A 21,172-nucleotide genomic window follows, 5' to 3' on the forward strand; every position below is an offset into this window, starting at 1 on the left:
ACAGGATAACAGTACTTTACAAAAGGTTGCCGGTGCTTTGCAGCGTTCCATTCACCCACGCCAACACCCATGAAAAACGCTGCAAAAAACCTGGTCCTGTCCCTCACCTTCGGCCTGCTCGCGGCGGGCGCGGCCCCGGCCCAAACCAGCGGCCACATCCGCTACGAAGCCACCCAGCGCGTCGACCTGAGCCAAGTCCGCATCATCATAAACGGCCAGCAGATAAAGCCCGGCAGCCCCGATTTTCCCACCGATATTCCCGAGACGCGCAGCTTCGGCCTCACGCTTTCCTTCGCCGGCAATGCGGCCAAAGAAGAGCGCGAAAATGCGGGCATGGTGATACGCACCGTGGAAGGCGGCCCCGGCGGCGGGGTGCCGCAGCAGATGAACATTCCGCGGCCCATTCAGGAGGCCACTTACCTGGATTTGGCCAACCGCGCCACCACCACGGTGCTCACGGTGAAGCAGGACAATGCCGCCACCACCTACCGCGCCGACGCCCCCATTCCGGCCCCCGCCAACTGGACGCTGACCGCCCAAACCAAGAAAATAGCCGGCTACACCTGCCGCAAGGCCACGGTGCCCTACAAGAAAGAAACCTACACCGTGTGGTACACCACCGACCTGCCGTTCAGCTACTCCCCAGTGCGCGACCTCACGCCGGACAAGGGCGTGGTGCTGGCCCTGGAAAGCGAGCAGGAGCAGTTCCAGGCTACCAAAGTGGACCTAAAACCCGTGCCCGAAGCGGAAGTGCAGCCTAGCGCCACCGCCCGGAAAGTGACGCCCGCCGAGCTAAAAGACGCCCGCGAAAAAGCCCTGGCCGACTTCCGCCAGAAGATGATGGAAGGCGGGGGCCTGCGCCTCAACCGCAACTAGGCCGGCCATGCGCGTGCTTTTACTTCTGAGCCTGCTGCTGGGCCTGGCCCCGGCCGGCCGGGCACAGGCCCCAGTGCGCCCGGGCAGCATCAGCGGCACCCTGGCCGACTCGGCCACCGGCAAGCCCCTGCGCGAAGCCTCGGTTACGCTGACCCTGGCCCGGGATTCGAGCTACGTCAGCTTCGGCATTACGGACGGCGACGGGCATTTTGCTTTGAAAAGCGTGGCCGTGGGCGCTTACGTGGTGCAGGTGTCGGCGCTGGGCTACCGCACCCGGCGCGTGCCCGTGGCCGTAACCGCGGCCACTCCTAACCCCGACCTGGGCACCCTGCGTTTGGGCGGGCTCAGCCAGCAGCTGGGCGAGGTGGTGGTGACCCAGGAACGCGCCCCAGTGAGCGTGCACGGCGACACCATTGCCTTCAACGCCAGCGCTTTTAAAACCCAGCCCAACGCGGCTGTGGAGTCGCTACTGAAAAAGCTGCCGGGCTTGGAGGTGGACCGCAACGGCAGCATCCGGGCGCAGGGCCAGGCCGTGAACCGCGTGCTGGTGGACGGCAAGCCCTTCTTCGGCGACGACCCCAAAATGGCCACCAAAAACCTGCCCGCCGACATCATCGACAAGGTGCAGCTCTACGACCAGCAGAGCGACCAGTCGGCCTTTTCGGGCATCGACGACGGCAACCGCCAGAAAACCCTGAACCTCGTCACCAAGCGCGACAAGCGCAAGGGTTACTTCGGCACCGAGGCCGCCGGCCTGGGCACCGACGGCCGCTACCAGGCCCGCCTCGGCCTGAACCGCTTCAACAACGGCCGCCAGCTTTCGGCCCTGGCCCAGGCCAACAACCTCAACCAGCAGGGCTTTGCCGACGACGGCGGGCCGGCCCCGATTGATGCCGGGCCGGCGCCGGGCGGCCCCAGCGGCGGGGCCGGCGCGGTGCGCGTGCTGCTGGGCGGCGGCAGCGGGCGCCAAAACGCCCTCGGCAGCAGCGCCCAGCCCAGCAGCATCACCGAATCGGGCGCGGCGGGCCTCAACTACCGCGACGCCTGGGGCCCGCGCGCCGAAGTGGCCACCAGCTACCTCGCCAGCCGCGCCACCGTCACCACCGACCAGCAAATCCGGCGCGAAAACGTGGCCGGCCTCACCGGCCCCGAAGCCGGCCCGCCCTTGCTCACCGACCAAACCCTGCTCAGCCGCAGCAGCAGCACCAGCCACCGCTTCAACTTCCGGCTCGATTACGTGCTCGATTCGCTCACCAGCCTGCGCTTCACGCCCTACGCCTGGTGGCAAACCACCGACCTCAGCCGCCAAAACACCCAGCAATCCAGTCTGGCCGGGCGCCTGCTCAACCAGGGCACCAACGGCTACCAGGCCTCCACCGACAACCCCAGCGGCGGCGGCAACTTCCTGCTGATGCGCCGCTTCGCCCGGCCCGGCCGCACGTTTTCGGCCAACCTCAATTCCACCCTCAGCGACCAGGACGCCACCGCATTCAACCAGACCACCAACACGTTTTTCGACGCCGCCGGCCAGCCGGCCATCCAGCGCCTCAACCAGCGCATCACCCAGGCCACGCCGGTGCGCAGCCACGTGCTGAGCCTCTCCTACACCGAGCCGCTGAGTTTGCGCACCAAGCTGGAAGCGCGCTACGCCCTCACCGATTCCCGCAACGACGGGAGCCGCTTCACCACCGATTTCGACGAAGCCAGCCAGCAGTACGACCTGCTGAACCACGCCCTGAGCAACGAATTCACCAGCCACTTTCAAGCCCAGCGGGCCGGCCTCACCCTGCAAAAGCGGCGCCTGCGCTACACCATCGGGGCGGGCCTCGACGCCCAGCGGGCCGACCTCAGCGTGCGCAACTTTTCGGCCGACACCACCGTGGCCCGCCGCTTCACCAGCCTGCTGCCCAACGCCCTGTTCACCTACACCGGAAGCCGCGGCCGCCAGCTGCGCCTCAGCTACCGCACCCGCCTCAACGCCCCCAGCGCCGCCCAGTTGCAGCCCGTGCGCGACAACTCCAACCCGCTCAGCATCCAAACCGGCACCCCCACCCTGCGCCCCGAATACGGGCAGTCGCTGCAAGCCAACTACTCGCAGTTCCTCGCCGCCACCAACCGCAGCGTGTTTGCCCTGCTCAGCGCCAGCCGGGTCGACGACCGCATCGTGTCGGCCACCGGCTTCAGCGCCCGCGGCGTGCAAACCACCCGCCCCGTGAACGCCGACGGCTTCTACAGCGTGAACGGCTTTTTGTCGCTGGGCCAGCGCCTGGCCACCCACAAAATCAACCTCAACCTGACCACCAACGCCAGCTTCGTGCAGTCGCCCAGCTTCGTGAACGGCGAGCCCAACACCAGCCGCACCTGGAGCCTGGGCCAGGGCCTGGGCGCCAATTCGGCCTTCAACGACCAGCTCGAATTCGGCCTCAGCGCCAACCTCACCTACCAAAACGCCACCTACTCGCGCCTCCCCGACCAAAACACCGCCTACCTCACCCAAACCCTCACCGCCGACGTCTATTACCAGCTCCCCGCCCGCCTCGTCCTCACCTCCGACCTCTGGTACACCAACAACACCGGCCGCGCCGCCGGCTACAACCAGCGCGTGGCCCTCTGGAACCTCGGCCTCGCCCGCCAGTTCTTTGCCAACAAGCAAAGTGAGCTGAAGATGCAGGTCTACGACCTGCTGAACCAGAACCGCAGCGTGGTCCGCAACACCACCGAAACCTACGTGGAAGACGTGCGCAGCCGCATTTTGCAGCAGTATTTCCTATTGAGTTTCACCTATAACCTGCGGCAGTTCGGAAAGTAGTCGGGGTATTGCTTTTCTGTCATCCTGAGCGGAGCGAAGGACCTTCTCACGCCTGAACAATTGGTAGTAACATCAAAATGCGCCAATGTGAGAAGGTCCTTCGCTCCGCTCAGGATGACAGTTACCACCCCCGGCCCGCCCCGCACCCCTACCTTTGCGGGCAATATGACGCTGAAAAACGACCTTTTCCTCCGTGCCGCCCGCGGCGAAGCCACCGAGCGCACCCCCGTGTGGCTCATGCGCCAAGCCGGCCGCATCCTGCCCGAATACCGCGCCTTGCGTGCCCGCCTCTCCGGCTTCAAAGAGCTGGTGGAAACCCCCGCTCTGGCCGCCGAAGTCACCATCCAGCCCATCGACGCGCTGGACGTGGACGCCGCCATCATCTTCTCCGACATCCTCGTGGTGCCCGACGCCATGGGCCTGCGCTACGAAATGGTGGAAGCCCGCGGCCCCCTGTTTCCGGAAACCATCAAATCGGCCGCCGACGTCGAAAAGCTCCGCATCCCCGACCCCGAAGAAGGCCTCGGCTACGTGCTCGAAGCCCTGCGCATCACCAAAAAAGCCCTTAACGGCCGCGTGCCCCTCATCGGCTTCGCCGGCGCCCCCTGGACGCTACTGGCCTACATGGTGGAAGGCCACGGCTCCAAAACCTTCTCAAAAGCCCGCGGCATGCTCTACCGCGAGCCCGCCCTGGCCCACCAGCTGCTGGCCAAAATAACGGCCACCACCATCGCCTACCTCAAGGCCCAGGTGGCCGCCGGCGCCCAGGTGGTGCAGGTGTTCGACTCCTGGGCCGGCACCCTGCCGCCCGCCCACTACACCGAGTTCTCGGCCCGCTACATCGCCGAAATCACCGAAGCCCTGGCCCCGCTCGTGCCCGTCACCGTGTTTGCCAAAGGCGCCTGGTGGGCCGTGCCCGAGTTCGCCGCCACCGCCTGCCGCACCATTGGCCTCGACTGGAACCAGGACCCCGCCCAGGTGCGCCAGCAGGCCGGCAACAAAACCCTGCAAGGCAACCTCGACCCCTGCGCCCTCTACGGCACCCGCGAGCAGGTGCAAGCCGCCACCGAAACCATGCTGCGCCAGTTCGCCGGCGGCCCCCACATCGCCAACCTGGGCCACGGCGTGTACCCCGACACCAACCCCGACAACGTGCGCGTGTTCGTGGACACGGTGAAGGCTTGGCGGGGGTAAATTCCTGCTAAACTTATGTACGACGCTATATGCTATGTACTCGCTAACGACCGACTCGCCGATACCGTTTTGCAAGTGCTAGAGCGCTATTTATCCTATCATAATCCAATCACGGAGGATTATGAGGACTTCGGCGTGGACTACACGAGCGAGTACGACATGCTGCGTTACTTTCAGGAACACCCTGATTTAGCTGTTACCCGCTATTGGAACGGGCCTCAAGCAATAGGCGGCGGTCATCCACACATCAGCCCTAATCATGCGCTGCTTGACTCTTCAGCGCCTAAGATTATGGCTGGGGCACACTTTCTAGCAGATGGCCATCTGGTGATATCCTTAACTATTGAAAGTAATGATGAAGCTGAAGACCTCATGCTAGTAGAGTTAAAGCAGTTTCTACAATCTTCAACAGGGCTCATCTCATATGTCGACTACAGCAACTTTCTGTCCTTTGATAGCGCTGCTGAGTTTAAGGCAATTTGTGATTCATTGTAATAGGTTCTAATAGATACTGCTTAAAAATAGTCTTCCTTCTCCGACAGTATTCGATTGTTGAAATAATCAGCATCACCATTATGGCCCCCACCTTCAGCCCCGCCTTCTACCTCACCCTGGCCCTGCTCCTGGGCCTGCTCTTCTTCATGTGGCGGTGGTACCTGCGCAAGTCCGAGCGCTCCGGCATCGAAACCTTCATGGTCGTGCTCATTTCGATTGGCAGCCTCTCGCCCGTGTTCTTCCTACTCTACCTGCTGCTCTTCCGCCGCTAAAGCAGCTGAGGTTCTCAGGCTTCAATACCAATTGCTTCCCTCATGGACGTAAAAGACAGAAACGGCACCCTGCTCGCCGAGGGCGACTCGGTCACCCTCATCAAAGACCTTAAAGTAAAAGGCTCTTCGCTCACGCTCAAGCGCGGTACGCTGGTCAAAAACATCCGCCTCACCCACAGCGCCGCCGAGATTGAAGGCCGCGCCGGCGGCAGCACCATGGTGCTGAAAACCGAGTTCCTGAAGAAAGCCTAACAACGTAGCGCGGACTTTGTAGTCCGCGTCTCCAGCGGACCCTCCAACGAACATCACACGGCGCGGGGACGCGAACTACAAAGTTCGCGCTACTGCAATCCCGCTTCTTGGGCTTCTTCCAGTAGTCGCTGCTTCTCCACGGGCACTACGCCCACTTGCTCGCACACCAGCCCGCCGCCCAGGTTGGCCAGCGCCGCCGTGAAGGCCGCCGGCCGCCCCAGCGCCACGCACAGCGCCGCGATGCTGATAACGGTATCGCCCGCCCCCGACACGTCCGAAATGGTGCGCAGGTGCGCCGGCAGGTAGGTTTTCTGCCCGTCCTGCTGGGCGAACACGCCGTACTCCGACAGCGTCACCAGCACCGTTTCGGGCGTCAGCACGTCCTGCAGCCGGGCCACGGCGGCCTCAAAGCCCACGCGGTCGGCCACCGGGTCGCCAAATTCCAGCTTCAGGCCTTCGCGCAGCTCCTTCAGGTTGGGTTTGAAGAGCGTGCAGTGGCGGTAAGCTAGGAAGTTCTTCTTCTTGGGGTCCACCACCGTCGGGATGCCGCGCTGCCGGGCCCGGGCAATGCACTCCGTGATGATGGCTTCGTTGAGCACGCCCTTGTCGTAGTCCTCGAACACCACCACGTCGGCGCGGGCCAGCAGGTCGTCATACGCCGCCAGCAACTGCGCGCTTTCGTCGGCGTCAAGGTCGGTTTCCACCTCCGAGTCGATGCGCAGCAGCTGCTGGCCGTGGGCCAGGATGCGCTGTTTCACCGTGGTGGGCCGGCCGGCACTGCGGATAATGCCATCGGCGGGCAGGCCGCTTTCGTGCAGCAGCTGCAGCAGCTGGTCGCCGCCGGCATCGGTCCCAATCACGGCGCAGAGCAGCGGCGTGGCGCCCAGCGCCTGCACGTTGAGGGCCACGTTGGCGGCCCCGCCGAGGCGGTTTTCGGTGCGGGCCACGTGCACCACGGGCACGGGCGCCTCGGGCGAGAGCCGCGTGGCGCGGCCCCACACGTAAGCGTCCACCATCACGTCGCCGATGATGAGGACGCGCAGGGAGTTGAAGTTGTCGAAAAGGGTTCGCAGGGAGGTTTCGCGCAAGGTATTGCTGGGGTTAAAGGAACAAGAGACCGTCATGCAGAGCGCAGCGAAGCATCTTTACTGCAACACCAACTCCTTTTTCAAGGGGATTACTACAGCGGTAAAGATGCTTCGCTGCGCTCTGCATGACCAGATGGCTCTGCATGACCGTTCTGCTAAAGTTGTTCAATTCAATTTCGCCAGGCTCTCCTTCACCCGCCGGAAGGCTTCCACCAGCTGGTCATCGGCGGCGGCGGTGCTGAAGCGCATGCACTCGGGCGCCCCAAACGCCTCGCCCGACACGGCCGACACCAGCGCGTCGTTCAGCAGGTACAGGGCCAAATCCATGGCGTTGCTGATGGGGCGGCCGTCGGGCGCGGTGCGGCCGAAATAGGCCGAGACTTCCGGGAAGATGTAAAAAGCGCCGCTGGGCGTGGGCGTTTTGAAGCCGGGAATGTCGCGTACGATGTCCAGCACCAAATCGCGCCGGCGGCGGTAGGCTTCCACCATCTCATCGGCCGAGCTACGGCCGCCGCGCAACGCCGCCAACCCCGCCCGCTGGCTGATGGAGCAGGTACCGGACGTAATCTGGCTCTGCATTTTCTCGCAGGCGTAGGCAATGTCGGGCCGGGCGGCCAGGTAGCCCAGGCGCCAGCCCGTCATGGCGTAGCCTTTCGAAAAGCCATTCACGGTGATGACCCGGTCGCGGACCTCCGGAAACTGGGCCAGGCTCACGTGCTCGCCCACGAAGTTGATGTACTCGTAAATCTCGTCGGCCAGGGCGTACACCTGCGGGTGCCGGGCCAGCACCCCGGCGATGGTGCCCAGCTCCTCGCGGCTGAAAACGGCCCCCGTGGGGTTGCAGGGCGACGAATACATCACCAGCTTGGTGCGTTCCGTGATGGCGGCTTCCAGCTGCGCGGCCGTCACCTTGTACTCGTTTTCGAGGGTGCCGCGCAGCTCTATCGTGGTGCCGCCGGCCAGCTTTACCATCTCCTCGTAGCTTACCCAGTAGGGCGAAAACACAATCACTTCCTCGCCGGGGTTCACCAGGCTGAGCACGGCGTTGGCCAGGGCCTGCTTGGCGCCGGTGCTCACCACAATCTGGTTGGGCTGGAAGTCCAGCTGGTTGTCGCGCCGGAATTTGTCGCAGATGGCCTGCCGCAGCTCCGGGATGCCAGGCACGGGCGTGTAGAATGTGTAACCGTCATCGAGCGCCTGCTTGGCGGCGTCTTTGATGTATTGCGGGGTTTGGAAGTCGGGCTCGCCGAAGCTGAGGTTGATGACGTCGAGGCCTTTGGCGATGAGCTCGCGGCACTTCTTGGCCATGGCAATGGTGGCCGACTCCTGCATGGCCTGCGCGCGGGCAGACAACGGCGAAACAAGGGCAAGCGTGGCGTTTTCGGACATAACGAGGGCGCGGGTGGGGTGGCAAAGATAACCGCGCGGTTTCCGACTGTCATCCTGAGCGCAGCGAAGGACCTTCTCACGTCTGAGCGACTGGTTCATCGGTGAGAAGGTCCTTCGCTCTGCTCAAGATGACAGTCGCTAAGCTCGCCTACCGCCCGCCCAGGCGGCGCCAGCAGCGCCAGAGCACCCGCAGGTCGGTGCTGGTTTCGTAGTCTTTGGCGTAGAGCAGCTCCAGCCGGCGCTTGGTGGTGTCGTTGAGCGGGGTGGCCGACACGGCCGCGTCGGCGGGCGAGACCACGGCGGGCACCGCGCGGGCGGGGCCGGCGGTGTAACGCAGGCCCACCCAGGTGCGGCGGCCCAGCAGCACGGCCACGCAGTTGCCCAGGAAGCGCGCCTTGTGCGGCTGCAGCCACACGTGCAGCGGCGCGGTGGCCAGCAGACCCAGGCTCAGCAGCACGTCGAGCAGGCGCTTGGCGCGGGCCTGCCGGGGCTGGTAGAGGTTGAGGGCAATGTCGAGGGTGTAGTAGTCGCCGGGCGCGTCCTTGCTGCTGCTGCCGATGATGTACTGGCTGTCTTCGGGCAGGATTTTGTAGGCCACCGGCGGGTCGGCGGGCAGGCTCAGCATGAGGGTGATGATGCGGCTGGCGGGCAGGTCCTTGCCGCAAAAAATCAGCTCGTTCAACTCGTACAGACGGATGATGTCGGCCAGCTGGCGCAGCTCGCCCAGGGGCTCTTCCACCGGCTGGTAAGCGCCGGAGCCGCCGGAATAACTGTTGGCATAATATGCTTCGGCTCCGGCCGGCACCAGGTTCTCGGCCGGGGCCACGGCCACGTAGCCGATGACGCGGGCCTGCACGCCGGCGGCTTCGAGGAGCTTGCGCACCCGCCGGCTTTCCGGCCCCGAGCCCACGATGGCGATGTTTTTCTGCCGGCGCTCGCTCATGCGCAAGTCGCGGTACTTGAGAAAGTGCGTGAGCAGCTGCCGGCCCACCAGCGCCGCCACGGCCCACACCCCGCCCAGGATAATCAGGGCCTTGGAAAAGCGCCAGGCGTCGAGAAAATTCGACGCCGCCGAAATCAGCAGCGTGCCCACAAACACGCCGCGCGCCATGCGCGAGGTGCGCACCGGCGGGTCGTAGCCCCCGCTGAGGTAGGCCGAGGCCAGCCACACCAGAATGTAGGCCGGCACGGCCACGGTCATGTAGCGCAGCGGGTAGAGGCCGGGCGCAAACTTGTGGTTGTGCTCCCAGTAGGTTTTCAGGAAGTACATGCCCCCCCATATCAGGCCCGCGTCGAGCAGCAGCGGGGCCAGGCGCACGGCCAGGCGCTCGGCCACCGCCGCGCCGGCCCGCAGCCAGATGGCCGCGTTTATCAGCAAGGAAAACAGGCCCGCCCGGCCCGGCGCGAAGTGCTTCTGGGCAAAGATGACCATGGCCCGGTAGAACACGAACACGTAGTTGACGCTGGTGCGCTTCGTGCTTTCGCCCTTGTAATGGATGATGCGGGTGCCGGGGAAATAATAGTTTTTCCAGCCGCCCTGGGTGAGGCGGTACGAGAGGTCGATGTCCTCGCCGTACATGAAATAGTCTTCGTCGAGCAGCCCCACCTGGTCCAGCGCCTCCTTGCGCAGCAGCATGAAGGCCCCGCTCAGCACCTCAATCTCGTGGGTTTCCTCGGGGCTGAGGTAGCCCAGGTGGTAGCGCCCGAACGTGCGCGACTTCGGAAACACGCTGGCCAGGCCAAACATCTTGTAGAAGGCCACGGCCGGCGTGGGCAGGGCGCGCTTGCTTTCGGGCAGGAAATGGCCCTGGCCGTCGAGCATTTTCACGCCCAGCCCGCCGCAAGTCGGGTGCGCGTCCATGAAGGCGCAGCAGGCCCGAAAGGTGTCTTCCTGCACCACCGTGTCGGGGTTGAGCAGCAGCTGGTACTGGCCCCGGGCCTGGCGCAGGGCTTGGTTGTTGGCGCGCGAGAAGCCGGGGTTGTCGCGGTTGGCAATGAGGTGTACTTCGGGAAACCGCTCGCGCACCATGGCCACCGAGCCGTCCACCGAGTTGTTATCAACCACAAACACCTCCACAGGCTGGCCTAGCTTTTCCACGGCGCGGCGCACCGAGAGCAGGGCCTGCTCCAGAAAATAGCAGACGTTATAGTTGACAATGACGACGGAAAGCTTCACCACAAGGGACGAAATTACGAAATGCCGCCGGGCTTCGGTAGCCGCCGGCCCGGCTGCTAACGCAATTTAAACCGGTCCGGGCTTGGCCGGGGGGCCTGCAACCGCGTTTGCAAGGGCTCCGGCCGAGCCCGGACCGGTTTCCATCCTAGTTTCAGGCGTTCAAGTGCAATCTCAGCAGCAAAAAGCCCCGGTTCTGGATAGAACCGGGGCTTTGGGAGGTAGCGCGGACTTTGTAGTCCGCGTCCCGGCGCCGTTTGGTGGTTGTTTGGGCGTCCGCCGGGGACGCGGACTACAAAGTCCGCGCTACTTACCGGGCCTGGCGCAGGCGCTCCACGATGCTGCGGCCGAGGGTGATTTCGTCGGCGTATTCCAGCTCGCCGCCCATCGGAATGCCGCGGGCAATGGTGCTGATGTGCACCTGGGGCAGGTCGCGCAGGCGGCGCGAGAGGTAGAAAGCGGTGGTGTCGCCCTCCATGGTGGGCGAAATGGCCAAAATGATTTCGCGCACCTCCGAGTCTTCGGCCGCCGCCCGCTCCACTAGGGAATCGATGTGCAAATCGGACGGCCCGATGCCTTCGATGGGCGAAATGACGCCGCCCAGCACATGGTACACGCCCTTGTACTGGCCGGTGTTCTCGATGGCAATGACGTCGCGCACGTCCGACACCACGCACACCAGGCTGTGGTCGCGCAGCTTATTGGCGCAGATGCCGCACTCTTCCGAGTCGGAAATGCTGTGGCAGGTCTTGCAGTAGGTGATTTCAAACCGCATCTTGGCCAGGGCCTCGGCCAGGGTGGCGGTGGTGTCCATCTCGGCCTTGAGCAGGTGCAGGGCCAGGCGCAGGGCCGTTTTGCGGCCGATGCCGGGCAGGCGGGCCAGCTCCCCGACCGCGTTTTCAATCAGTTTAGAAGGAAACTCCATTCGAGTAGTTAGGTGCTTGGTTGTTGGTGCTTGGTGCTTGGCTCCAGGGTGCGGTTCTAACAAACCGAGCACCAAGCACCAACAACCAAGCACCAGAAATTAAACGACGTCGGCCGAAATGCCGCGGTCGTGGATGGCGGTGCACTGGGGCTCGAGCTCCTCGTAGGTGCCGACTTTCACGGTGCACTGGCCCTTGTAATGAATGAGCAGGGTGCATTGCTCGGCCTGCTCGGGCCCGTGGCCGCACACGTCCATCAGGGTTTTGATGACGTGGTCGAACGTGTTGACGTCGTCGTTGTACACAACCAGGTTGCGCAACTCAACTTCTTCTTCGAGCAGCAGGACGTCCTCGTCGTGCTCAATTTGCGGTCGGGTGTTCATAAGGGCAAATTTACGCAGGAAAGCCCGCGCGGGGCAGCCGTTTATAACTGAAAACCGCGCAGATTCGTTTCGTCAAAACGGCTTGTTTTGCCTGCCGCCGCTCCGGTGCGGCGCGTTCCTGCTTTCCCCTTCCATGCCCGTTCCGTCCGCCGACTTCAAAAAAGCCCTCAAGCGCCTCTCCGAAACCGAAAAAGAGGCCCTGCTGCTGCGCGCTGTGCGCCGCGACGCCGAGCTCTACGAAACCTTCCGCTTCGAGCTGCTGGCCGACGTGACCCTGGGCCAAATCCAGGAAGAAACCGCCGACCGCATCCACGAGCTGTTCAACGTGGCCGTGACCGGCCGCCTGCTCAACCGCAGCTTGGTGAAGGCCGTGCGCGCCAGCGTGCAGGAAGCCGCCCGCGCCCGCCGCATCACCAAGAACAAGCAGCTCGAAATCGACCTGTTGGTGTACGTGCTGCGGCAGTGCATCGACCATTATTCCGGGCAGTTCGACAGCGTGTACGACGGCTTTTTCAACGCCACTGCCCGCCTGGCCGCCCGCCTGCCCGCCCTCGTCCTCAAAAGCCTGCACGAAGACCTGTGGGTGGAATACAAGGCCGAGCTCGACGGCGTGCTGCGCGACCTGCACGCCCGCAGCAAAAGCCGGCACCTCAAGTTCGAGCTGCCCCGGCAGTTTGAGATTCCGGAGTAGCGCCCGCCGACCTCAACGCCCATAAAAAAAGCCCTGCCGAAACATCGGCAGGGCTTTTTTGCGGTGCTCCGGCAGCCGTTAGGCTTTCTTGGCGATGACGTTGAAGGTCAAATCGAAGGTGTCGTAGATGGCTTTGTCGCCGATGCTCTCGAAGAAGGACTTCGAGCCATACTTCAGGCCAAACTTCGTGCGGTCGATGGTCACCTTGCCGGTAGCCGAAGCCAGGTCGCCTTTCACGCCCACTTTGGCGGGGAAGCTGATGCGCTGCGTCACGCCCTTGATGGTCATGTCGCCGGCGATGGTGGCGTTGTCGGCATCCTTGGCAGCGCCTTTGATGGGCGTCACGCTCACGATTTTGAAGGTCGAGGTGGGGTAGGTGGTCACGCCGAAGAAGTCGTCGCTGCTCATGTGGCCCACGAATTTGCCGTGGCTTTCAGCATCCTTGATGTCGGTGGCTTTCATCGACTTCATGTCCACGGTCACGGTGCCGCCCACAATGGCGTTGCCCTTCACCAGCAGCTCGCCGTCGCTGAAGTTCATGGTGCCGTTGTGGCCGTGGGTCACGGCTTTGCCTTCCCAGCCCAGGGTGCTCAGCTGCGGCTGCAGCTTGTAGGCGGGGTCGGCCTTGGCGGCCTTGGCGGGGGGCGTCACGTTGGCGGCCGAGGCGGCGGGAGCCACGCCTATAACGGCCATGGCGAAGAGGGCGGGCAACAGGATTTTTTTCATCTTGAAGAAAAAAGTAAAAAAGGGAGTTCTGAAATAAAGTGTGGCTGGGCAGCCACTAAAAAACGTGCCAAGGGCTACTCGCAGGACGGCGTGCCGGGGGTTGCCCCGTCTTCGGTGCGAATTTTATCAAGCAGCGCGTTGAGCTGGCGCGCCTCGTCTTCGCTGATGCCTTTGGGCAGGGCGTCGTCCAGCACGCCGGAATCTTCCATTTGCTGGAGCAGCTCCAGGCCGGCCGGGGTGATGCGAATGTCGACGGCGCGGCGGTTGGCAGGGCACACGGTGCGGGTCACGAGCTTTTTTTCTTCCAGCCGGTCCACGATGCGGGAGGCGTTGCTGGTTTTGTCCAGCATCCGGTCGATGAGCAAGGCCACGGTGGCCGGCAGCGGGTGCTGCCCGCGCAAAATGCGCAGGATGTTGAACTGCGGCAACGTGAGGCCAAACGCTTTGAAGGCCGTGGCCTGACGCAGCTGCAGCCAGCCGGTCGTGTACACCAGATTGATGATGGCCTTCTGGTACTCGTCGCGGAAAATGGGCTGCTTGATTTCGTCTTCGATGCGCATGAGAGGCAGTGGAATCGGGTACAAATATAATGTACCTACATTTAATGTCACAACATTGTTCCCAGTTTTTTCAAAAATAATGTAGCAACAGCGAAAGTCTCTCCTACCCTCTTGCCCGAAACCACGTATTCACGGCCATTCACCTTTTCCTATATGCCATGACCCGCGTTTTTCTGACTTTGCTGGTGGCCGGCTGCCTGGCCACGGCCCCGCGCCCCGCCGCGGCCCAGGACGGCGGCTTTCCCGTCCAAACCACCGCCCGCACCCAATTCGTGATGCTGAACGGCGAAGTGGTGCGGCGCGAAGGCACCCAGACCCAGCCGCTCACCCAAAACGTGAAGCTGGCCAACGGCATCAAAATCAACTACAAAAACGGCATCGTGGAAATGCCCGCCGACAAAGTCAACCCCAAAGGCAAAAAGCTGACCCTGCACGAAGGCGACTACGTGCGCCCCGACGGCGGCGTGGTGTTTGCCACCCCGGGCAGTGCCGCCGCGGCGCGCGGCGAGGCCCCCGCGGGCACCAAAGGCGAGTTTGACCCCTACACCCAGCGCGGCCCCGGCTACGCCGACCCCGCCATGCAGGTGTCGCTGCTCAGCAAAAAAGTGGAGCTGCTGAACCAGAAGGTGCGGGTGCTGAGCCAAGGCCGCACCGATTTGCCCGACACCAAGTCGATTGACGACCAGCTGGCGCAGGTCAACGCCCAGCTCGGCGCACCGAAATAGCGTCCGGTTTCAGGCCCGCAGCGTGAGCTGCCCGGCGGCTTCCGTCACCAGCCCAAACGGCTCGTCCTTTATAATGAGGATGCCGTCGAGGTCGTGCACGTCGGCCAGGGCGCTGATTTGCAAGGCGGCGGCAATGCCCACGCTGGTTTCGACCATGCAGCCCAGCATGGGCACCAGGCCGTGCGCGCGGGTGCGCCGTAGCAGCTCGATGCCGCGCCGGAAGCCGCCGGCCTTCATCAGCTTCACGTTCACGCCGTGAAACTGCTGGGCAATGTCGGCAAAGTCGGCCGTATCGGTCACCGATTCGTCGGCCAGCAGCGGCACGGGGCAGCGCGGCTTCAGGGCGCGGTATTCGTCGGCCAGGGCGGCGGGCATGGGCTGCTCCAGAAACCGCAGGCTCAGGCCCGGCAAGGCCGTGGCCTGCTCCAGAAAGCGGAGCACGGCGTCGGCGCTGGGCCACGTTTCGTTGCCGTCCACCAGCAGCGGGTGGCCGGGCAGCACGCGCGCCACTTCGCGCAGCAGGTCCAGGCCTTCGGCTTCGTTCACCTTCACTTTCAGGAGTCCAAACCGGCGCGCATGCTGCTCGTCCACAAACCCGGCTACCGCGCCGGGCTCCATGATGGGCAGCGTGAACGCCGTGGGCACAGCCGCGGCCGGTGCCGGCACGCCCAGCCACTGCCACACCGGCTGCCCCGCCCGCACTGCCAGCCACTGCACCAGCGCCGATTCCAGCCCAAAGCTCAGGGCGTGGGCCACGGGCACACGGCTCAGCAAGGCGTCGTAGTCGGCCAGCGACTGCACGGCCCCAAGGCCTGCGGCCTGCAGGGCTTCGAACTGCTGCGTGAGCAGCTCGGGGGTTTCACCGTAGCGCACGTTGGGGGCCGCCTCGCCGGTCCCGGCGTGGCCTTCGCCCTCGATGCGGAGCAGCAGATTGGTTTTGGCGGCCGAGGCGTTGCGGGAAATTTTCCACACGAAGCGCAGGGGTAGCTCGTGGGCAGTTAGGGTCCAGGTGGGCATGGGTGGGAAGGCTAGGCGCGCCGCAGCGGGCCCGAAAGATGCAGCAGAAACACCACAGCTACGGACGCCCGCCGAAAAAGGCCAGCGCCGCCGCCTTTTTTGGCCGCTGACGCCCGGCCCTGGCCGCGCTGGCGGGATAATGCCGTTCTTTAGGGTCTCATTCCCAACCCTGGCTTTTTTCTAGCTGCATGCCCAAATCCCGTTTACTTCCTGTTGCCATTATTTGCCTGGTCATTGCGGGCCTGATTACCCTACTGAGCGCCAACCACGTGCTGGCGCTGCCGGCGGCCGTGCCGGTGGCGGTGCGCTGGGCCGCCCTGCTGGCCGTGGCCGCCGCCGTGGCCCCGCGCCGCTCCCTCACCCTCTGGATAGTGGTGAGCATGCTGGTCGGCATCGAGCTGGGCCACGACGCCCCCGGCGTGGCCATGAGCCTGAAGGTGCTGAGCGACGCCTTCCTGCGGCTGGTGAAAACCATCATCGCGCCGCTGGTTTTTGCCACGCTGGTGGTGGGCATCGCGGGCCACGCCAACCTGAAGCAGGTGGGCCGCATGGGCCTCAAAGCCCTGGTTTACTTTGAAATCGTCACCACGTTTGCCTTGTTCATCGGGCTGGCGGCCATCAACTTGACCAAGGCCGGCGTGGGTATCAGCCAGGCCGGCGTGAAAGAGGAAGCCCTGGCCGCCGCCCCGCCCCAAACCGCCGCCGACATCATCCTGCACATTTTCCCCGAAAACATCGCCAAGTCGGTGGCCGAGGGGCAGGTTTTGCAGGTCGTCATTTTCGCCATTCTGTTCGCCATCGGTGTGGCCCTCACGCCCGAGGAGCCCCGCCGCCGCATGCTCAACTTCTGCGAAAGCCTGTCGGAAGTGATGTTTAAGTTCACCAACGTGGTGATGTATTTCGCGCCGCTGGGCGTGGGTGGGGCCCTGGCTTACACGGTGGGCAAAATGGGCTTTGCGCCGCTGCTGAATGCCTTTCAGCTGCTGCTCACGCTGTACGGGGCGCTCATTGCCTTCGTGCTGCTGGTGCTGCTGCCGGTGGCGCTGCTGGCGCGGGTGCCGCTGCGCCGCTTCATCGCAGCCGTGGCCGAGCCGGTGAGCATCGCCTTCGCCACCACCTCCTCGGAAGCGGCGCTGCCCCGCGCCATGGAGGCCATGGAAGGCATCGGGGTGCCGCGCCGCATCGTGGCGTTCGTCATGCCCACGGGCTACTCCTTCAACCTCGACGGCACCACGCTGTACTTGTCGCTGGCGGCGGTGTTTGTGGCCCAGGCGGCGGGCGTGCCGCTCAGCTTCAGCCAGCAGCTGCTGATGGTGTTCACCCTGATGCTCACCAGCAAGGGCGTGGCCGGCGTGCCGCGAGCCTCGCTCGTGATTCTGCTGGCCACGGTGGCCTCGTTCAACCTGCCGGCCTGGCCGGTGTTCATCATCCTCGGCATCGACGCGCTGATGGACATGGCCCGCACCGCCACCAACGTACTGGGCAACTGCCTGGCCACGGCCGTAGTGGCCCGTTGGGAAGGCGAATTCGTGGACGACTACCGCGGCCCCGACCTGACGGCGGCCGTGGAACAGCCCCAAACCGTAGAGAATTGAACGAAAACTAGTCGGATTTTTTTAAACCAGTCGCTGGCTTTTTTTAGCCATTCACCGAGAAATAGCCGCTACGCGGCACAATTTGCCTAATTTAGCTTTTGTAACGCAGTACTTCGCTCTACCGAACCAGCGACCGGTACTTTCCGATTGTTGCCTTTCCTTTTTCTATTATTTCAAGTACCTCCCGTCTATGAAAGCCACTCGTCAACTCGCGCTGCTTGCTCTGGCGCCCGCTTTGCTGCTGGCCCCGGCCTGCGTGTCGGTCAAAAACCAGATGCGCAGCACGCCCACGGCCACCATTGCCAACCGCCTGCCGGCCCTGGAGGTGCTCGCCGACCAGGGGCCCCTCGCGATGAATGACGGGGCGCTGCCCGAAGACCCGCTGAAACTGTTCCAGCAGGAGTGCCGCGTGAACCTGACCGAGCCCACCGATTCGGCCACCTACGGCTACGCCAAGCTGGTGGTGAAAAAGGTGAAGACGCTGCGCACCGGCCGCGCCGTGCAGGGCCTGCAGGTGCTCACCTTCATGATTCCGGCGGTGGTGGGCATTCCGCTGGAATGGTACAAGACCACGCTGCAGGCCGAAGTGCAGGTGAGCGACGCCGCCGGCAACCTGCTGGGCTCCTACGCCGGCACCGGCTCCTCGGAAGTGAAGGTGGCCATGTACCACGGCTACTCACAAACCGCCGCCCCGCGCCTGGCCGACATCATTGCCCTGCGCGGCGCCATGGCCCAGATTCGGCCCCAGCTCGACACCGCCACCGCCCGCCTGCGCCCGCTGCTGCTGGCCGGCGGCACCGTGGAAAACCCCACGCTGCCTTCGTCGTCGGTGGTGACGGGCAGCCGCTAGGCGCGGCACACAAGCTTTTGCGCATCTTTTCGTTTCCGGTGGCCCGCGGGGCCCGGTTTTGCCCACTTGGTGGCGAGCCGGGCGCTGCGGGCCTTACCTTTGGGCCGCTATGGCAAACCTGCTGTCTCTTCGATTTTCTGCCTTGCTGCTGGCCCTCGGACTGGGCGGCTGCTGCGCCAACGACGTGTGCGAGTCCGACGACCCGCTGGCCGATGCCGTAAAGCTGCGCTTCTCGCCGAACTTCACGGTGAGCGACCTGGATACCATTATCATTCAGCGCTATCCGAAGAGATTCACGGCCACCACCCGTCCCGAGAACGTGATACTGTTGCGCAACTCGGCGCAGGCGCGCGACTCTATTTTGCTGAATAACAATGCGCCGTTTGCGCGGGTGGGCAATACCAACCTGGGCGCCTACCGCTACGTGGTGCAGTACCTGGCGCACCCGAACAACTCCATCAGGCCAGTGACGACCAATGTGTTGGTCATCGACAGCATTCGGGTGCAGGGCAGCTATTACAACAGCAGCGCCTGCTGCACCAACTACCGCAACACCGGCAAAACCGCATTCATCCAAGGCAAAACGTTTGACCTGACCCAGTTGCCCTCGCTGGAAATACCCAAGTAGCCGGGCCGGTCGGGGCGCACGTATAGGGCCTGCAGTCTCCCGCTGCAACGATTGGCCGGAGGCGCGTGTTTACTCTCACTATGCTTCCTGATTCGCCCTTGCCCCTGGCCCTGGCCGTGCCCGACTCGCGCACCAACGCGGCTCCTACGTCCTTCCCGTTTCGTTCCACGCTCAGCCTGGAGCCGCTCATTGCCTATTGGCAGCGCCGCGAGCAGTCGACCAACGCCGGCGTGCGCCTGCTGGCCGAAGCCATTGGCCAGCAGGTGGCCCAGGAGGCGTGGTGCCGCGGCCCCATCACCGACCTGGCGCTGCTGGAATGCAACTGCGACCTGATTGAGACGCTGATGCTGGCCGTGTTTCCACCGGCCTCGTTTGCCACCGACATCAGCGGCGTGGTGGGGCCATTTCAGCGGCACTGCTTCTACTCCACGGCGCTGTTTCAGGAGGTGATGCTGAACAAGGACCGTAGCATCAAGCAGCCGCTGAACATCGACATGCCGACCATGGAGCGGCACATGGGCCTGATGGCCTACCACCTGGTGCTGAACCGGCTATACGGCGCCGAAATCCCGCCACTGGGGACCATCGTGTTCACGGTGCCCGACTATAAAATTGGCCTCTACCGCCACTACGGCGTTGGTTTCAACTCGGAATTTGTGACCGTGAACGTGGTGGGCGAGCCGCCGAAGCTCACGCCGGAGCAGGTGGAAATGCTGGTGCACAACCGCCACCGGCCCGAGCTGTGGCGCGAGCTGCTGCCGCCCGAGCACTTCGAGCTGGAGGGCTTCAACCTGCTGCAGCTGGTGGACGTGACCGACCAGGAAATCCTCTCGGAGTTGAAATACGACCTGCTGGAGCGCGACGTGCTGCAAAACGCAGCCCGTTTCGAGCAGATTCAGGAGAAGCTGCGGGTGCTGTTTGCGCAGCCCTCGCTGCAGCTGGGCATTGCCGCCTACGACGAGAAAAAGCGCGCTTTCGTGGATTTCGGCAAAAAAATCAACCACAGCTTTCTCACCAAGCAAGTCCAAAGCAACTCCGCGGCCGACGGCAGCTTCCGGCAGATATACGACCGGCTGCTGCGCGAGCGCGAGCCCCTGGTGCTGAAAGACGTGACCACGGCCGACATTCCGGAAGACCTGCGCCAGCAGATTATGGGCCTGGGCATTCACTCGGCCATCCTGGCCCTGCTGCCTTACGGCAACGACACGGTGGGCCTGCTGGAGCTGGGCACGCCGCAGGTGGGCGCGCTCGATGAGTTCGACATGGACAAGGTGGCGCAGTTTGTGCCGCTGTTTGCGGTGGCGGTGAAGCGCAACGCCGAAGACCTGCAATCGCGGGTGCAATCGGTTATCCGCGAGAAGTTTACGGCCATTCACCCCACCATGGAATGGCGCTTTATGGACGCGGCCCGCAACCTGCTGACCAAGCTCGACGCCGGCAACCGCACGGCCGAGATGGAGCCCATCGTGTTCGAGGACGTGTACCCGCTGCACGGCTCCTGCGACATTCGCAGCAGCAGCACCGTGCGCAACGAAGCCATTCAGGGCGACCTGATTGAGCACCTCACCCTGGCCAACAAGGTGCTGAAAAAGGCCTCCGAATGCCAGGAGCTGCCCATTCTGGACGAGTTGAAGTTCTACGTCACCAAAAACCTGAAGCGCCTGCGCGAAGGCATGCTCTCGGGCGACGAGGCCAACATCTACGACTCGCTGAAGCGCGAGGTGGAGCCGCTGTTCGAATACCTGGCCACGCACACGCCCGAGCTGCGGCCCATCATCATCAAGTACTGGAGCAACATCGACCCCAAGCTGGGCATCCTCTACAAGCGGCGCCAGGATTTTGAGACGAGCGTGACCACGCTGAATGACGCCGTGAGCGACTACCTCGACGAGGAGGAGGAAAAGGCCCAGCAGATGTTTCCGCACTACTTCCAGCGCTACAAAACCGACGGCGTGGAGTTCAACATCTACGTGGGCAGCACGCTGGTGGAGAATAAGCCGTTCGACCTGGTTTTCCTGAAAAACCTGCGCCTGTGGCAGCTGCTGACCATGGTGGAAATCACGCGCCGCACCGCCGCGCTAAAGGCCACCTTGCCCGTGCCCCTCGACACCACGCAGCTCATCCTCATCCACGGCCAGCCGCTGAGCATCCGGTTTCGGCAGGACGAGCGCCAGTTCGACGTGGACGGCGCCTACAACATCCGCTACGAAATCATCAAGAAGCGCATCGACAAAGCCACCGTGCTGGGCACCGGCGAGCGCCTCACCCAGCCCGGCACCATTGCCCTGGTTTACGCCCAAACCCGGGAGGCCGTGGAGTACTACGAGTACATCGACTACCTACAGGACCGCGGCCTGCTGGAACCCGGCGTGGAAGAGCTGGAACTTGAAGAGTTGCAGGGCGTGAAAGGGCTGCTGGCCCTGCGCGTGAAGGTGAAAATCGGTGAGCAATAGAATGTCAAGCCGAGCGCAACAGAACGTCATGTCGAGCTTGTCGAGACATCTCGCTCGGGGCAGTAACCAATGG

General features: G+C 63.7%; 20 protein-coding genes. 12 read left to right on the forward strand and 8 right to left on the reverse strand.

What is annotated here, in order from left to right:
- The first annotated feature begins 69 nt into the window (after positions 1–69).
- The 6 genes from I2H31_RS21040 to I2H31_RS21065 all read left to right on the forward strand — a co-directional run bounded on the left by I2H31_RS21040 (position 70) and on the right by I2H31_RS21065 (position 5,898).
- Complete coding sequence (locus tag I2H31_RS21040; protein WP_196295022.1) at positions 70–876, forward strand: GLPGLI family protein; 807 nt, start codon at positions 70–72, stop codon at positions 874–876.
- Between the two features lie 7 nt (positions 877–883).
- On the forward strand, positions 884–3,685 hold the full coding sequence (locus tag I2H31_RS21045; protein WP_196295023.1) for an outer membrane beta-barrel family protein: 2,802 nt from the start codon (positions 884–886) through the stop codon (positions 3,683–3,685).
- A 165-nt stretch (positions 3,686–3,850) separates the two neighbouring features.
- Positions 3,851–4,879 (forward strand): uroporphyrinogen decarboxylase, encoded by a 1,029-nt coding sequence (gene hemE / locus I2H31_RS21050; protein WP_196295059.1) that lies wholly within the window; start codon positions 3,851–3,853, stop codon positions 4,877–4,879.
- Between the two features lie 15 nt (positions 4,880–4,894).
- On the forward strand, positions 4,895–5,374 hold the full coding sequence (locus I2H31_RS21055; RefSeq protein ID WP_196295024.1) for a hypothetical protein: 480 nt from the start codon (positions 4,895–4,897) through the stop codon (positions 5,372–5,374).
- A gap of 80 nt (positions 5,375–5,454) precedes the next feature.
- On the forward strand, positions 5,455–5,646 hold the full coding sequence (locus tag I2H31_RS21060) for a hypothetical protein (RefSeq protein ID WP_196295025.1): 192 nt from the start codon (positions 5,455–5,457) through the stop codon (positions 5,644–5,646).
- 42 nt (positions 5,647–5,688) lie between these two features.
- The gene (locus tag I2H31_RS21065) at positions 5,689–5,898 is read left to right on the forward strand and encodes an alkylphosphonate utilization protein (protein ID WP_196295026.1); all 210 of its coding nucleotides are present in this window, start codon (positions 5,689–5,691) and stop codon (positions 5,896–5,898) included.
- Positions 5,899–5,987: 89 nt separating this feature from the next.
- Here the strand turns inward: I2H31_RS21065 and I2H31_RS21070 are convergent, their stop codons facing one another.
- The 5 genes from I2H31_RS21070 to I2H31_RS21090 all read right to left on the reverse strand — a co-directional run bounded on the left by I2H31_RS21070 (position 5,988) and on the right by I2H31_RS21090 (position 11,854).
- Positions 5,988–6,986, reverse strand: coding sequence for a bifunctional heptose 7-phosphate kinase/heptose 1-phosphate adenyltransferase (locus tag I2H31_RS21070; RefSeq protein WP_230687969.1), 999 nt, complete (start codon positions 6,984–6,986; stop codon positions 5,988–5,990).
- 165 nt (positions 6,987–7,151) lie between these two features.
- The gene (locus I2H31_RS21075) at positions 7,152–8,375 is read right to left on the reverse strand and encodes a pyridoxal phosphate-dependent aminotransferase (protein ID WP_196295028.1); all 1,224 of its coding nucleotides are present in this window, start codon (positions 8,373–8,375) and stop codon (positions 7,152–7,154) included.
- A gap of 148 nt (positions 8,376–8,523) precedes the next feature.
- Positions 8,524–10,554, reverse strand: a complete 2,031-nt coding sequence (locus I2H31_RS21080) for a glycosyltransferase (RefSeq protein ID WP_317192254.1) — start codon at positions 10,552–10,554, stop codon at positions 8,524–8,526.
- A gap of 304 nt (positions 10,555–10,858) precedes the next feature.
- Positions 10,859–11,473, reverse strand: a complete 615-nt coding sequence (recR, locus tag I2H31_RS21085) for a recombination mediator RecR (protein ID WP_196295029.1) — start codon at positions 11,471–11,473, stop codon at positions 10,859–10,861.
- Between the two features lie 99 nt (positions 11,474–11,572).
- Positions 11,573–11,854 carry an ATP-dependent Clp protease adaptor ClpS gene (locus I2H31_RS21090; RefSeq protein WP_196295030.1) on the reverse strand — a complete coding sequence of 94 codons (282 nt, stop codon included), beginning with the start codon at positions 11,852–11,854 and terminating at the stop codon, positions 11,573–11,575.
- 133 nt (positions 11,855–11,987) lie between these two features.
- On the opposite strand from I2H31_RS21090, the gene I2H31_RS21095 reads away from it, so the two are divergent.
- Entirely contained in the window at positions 11,988–12,545 is a 558-nt protein-coding gene (locus I2H31_RS21095; protein WP_196295031.1) for a hypothetical protein, read from the forward strand.
- Positions 12,546–12,623: 78 nt separating this feature from the next.
- Here I2H31_RS21095 and I2H31_RS21100 read toward each other — a convergent pair whose 3' ends face one another.
- Together I2H31_RS21100 and I2H31_RS21105 are read right to left on the reverse strand one after the other, a co-directional pair.
- The gene (locus I2H31_RS21100) at positions 12,624–13,271 is read right to left on the reverse strand and encodes a YceI family protein (protein ID WP_196295032.1); all 648 of its coding nucleotides are present in this window, start codon (positions 13,269–13,271) and stop codon (positions 12,624–12,626) included.
- Between the two features lie 74 nt (positions 13,272–13,345).
- Positions 13,346–13,831: a MarR family winged helix-turn-helix transcriptional regulator gene (locus I2H31_RS21105; protein ID WP_196295033.1), complete on the reverse strand. Its 486-nt coding sequence runs from the start codon at positions 13,829–13,831 to the stop codon at positions 13,346–13,348.
- 158 nt (positions 13,832–13,989) lie between these two features.
- On the opposite strand from I2H31_RS21105, the gene I2H31_RS21110 reads away from it, so the two are divergent.
- A complete protein-coding gene (locus I2H31_RS21110) occupies positions 13,990–14,556 on the forward strand; it encodes a DUF6799 domain-containing protein (RefSeq protein ID WP_196295034.1) in 567 nt (188 codons plus the stop codon).
- A gap of 9 nt (positions 14,557–14,565) precedes the next feature.
- Here the strand turns inward: I2H31_RS21110 and I2H31_RS21115 are convergent, their stop codons facing one another.
- Positions 14,566–15,573 (reverse strand): enolase C-terminal domain-like protein, encoded by a 1,008-nt coding sequence (locus tag I2H31_RS21115; protein ID WP_196295035.1) that lies wholly within the window; start codon positions 15,571–15,573, stop codon positions 14,566–14,568.
- 188 nt (positions 15,574–15,761) lie between these two features.
- On the opposite strand from I2H31_RS21115, the gene I2H31_RS21120 reads away from it, so the two are divergent.
- The 4 genes from I2H31_RS21120 (at position 15,762) to I2H31_RS21135 (ending at position 21,099) form a co-directional block, all read left to right on the forward strand.
- Positions 15,762–17,168, forward strand: coding sequence for a dicarboxylate/amino acid:cation symporter (locus I2H31_RS21120; protein ID WP_196295036.1), 1,407 nt, complete (start codon positions 15,762–15,764; stop codon positions 17,166–17,168).
- A gap of 190 nt (positions 17,169–17,358) precedes the next feature.
- Positions 17,359–18,018: a hypothetical protein gene (locus I2H31_RS21125; RefSeq protein ID WP_196295037.1), complete on the forward strand. Its 660-nt coding sequence runs from the start codon at positions 17,359–17,361 to the stop codon at positions 18,016–18,018.
- Positions 18,019–18,127: 109 nt separating this feature from the next.
- Entirely contained in the window at positions 18,128–18,646 is a 519-nt protein-coding gene (locus tag I2H31_RS21130) for a hypothetical protein (protein WP_196295038.1), read from the forward strand.
- An 80-nt stretch (positions 18,647–18,726) separates the two neighbouring features.
- Positions 18,727–21,099: a GAF domain-containing protein gene (locus I2H31_RS21135; RefSeq protein ID WP_196295039.1), complete on the forward strand. Its 2,373-nt coding sequence runs from the start codon at positions 18,727–18,729 to the stop codon at positions 21,097–21,099.
- Positions 21,100–21,172: the final 73 nt, after the last annotated feature.

The organism is Hymenobacter ruricola (assembly GCF_015694525.1).
GTDB classification, from domain to species: Bacteria; Bacteroidota; Bacteroidia; order Cytophagales; family Hymenobacteraceae; genus Hymenobacter; species Hymenobacter ruricola.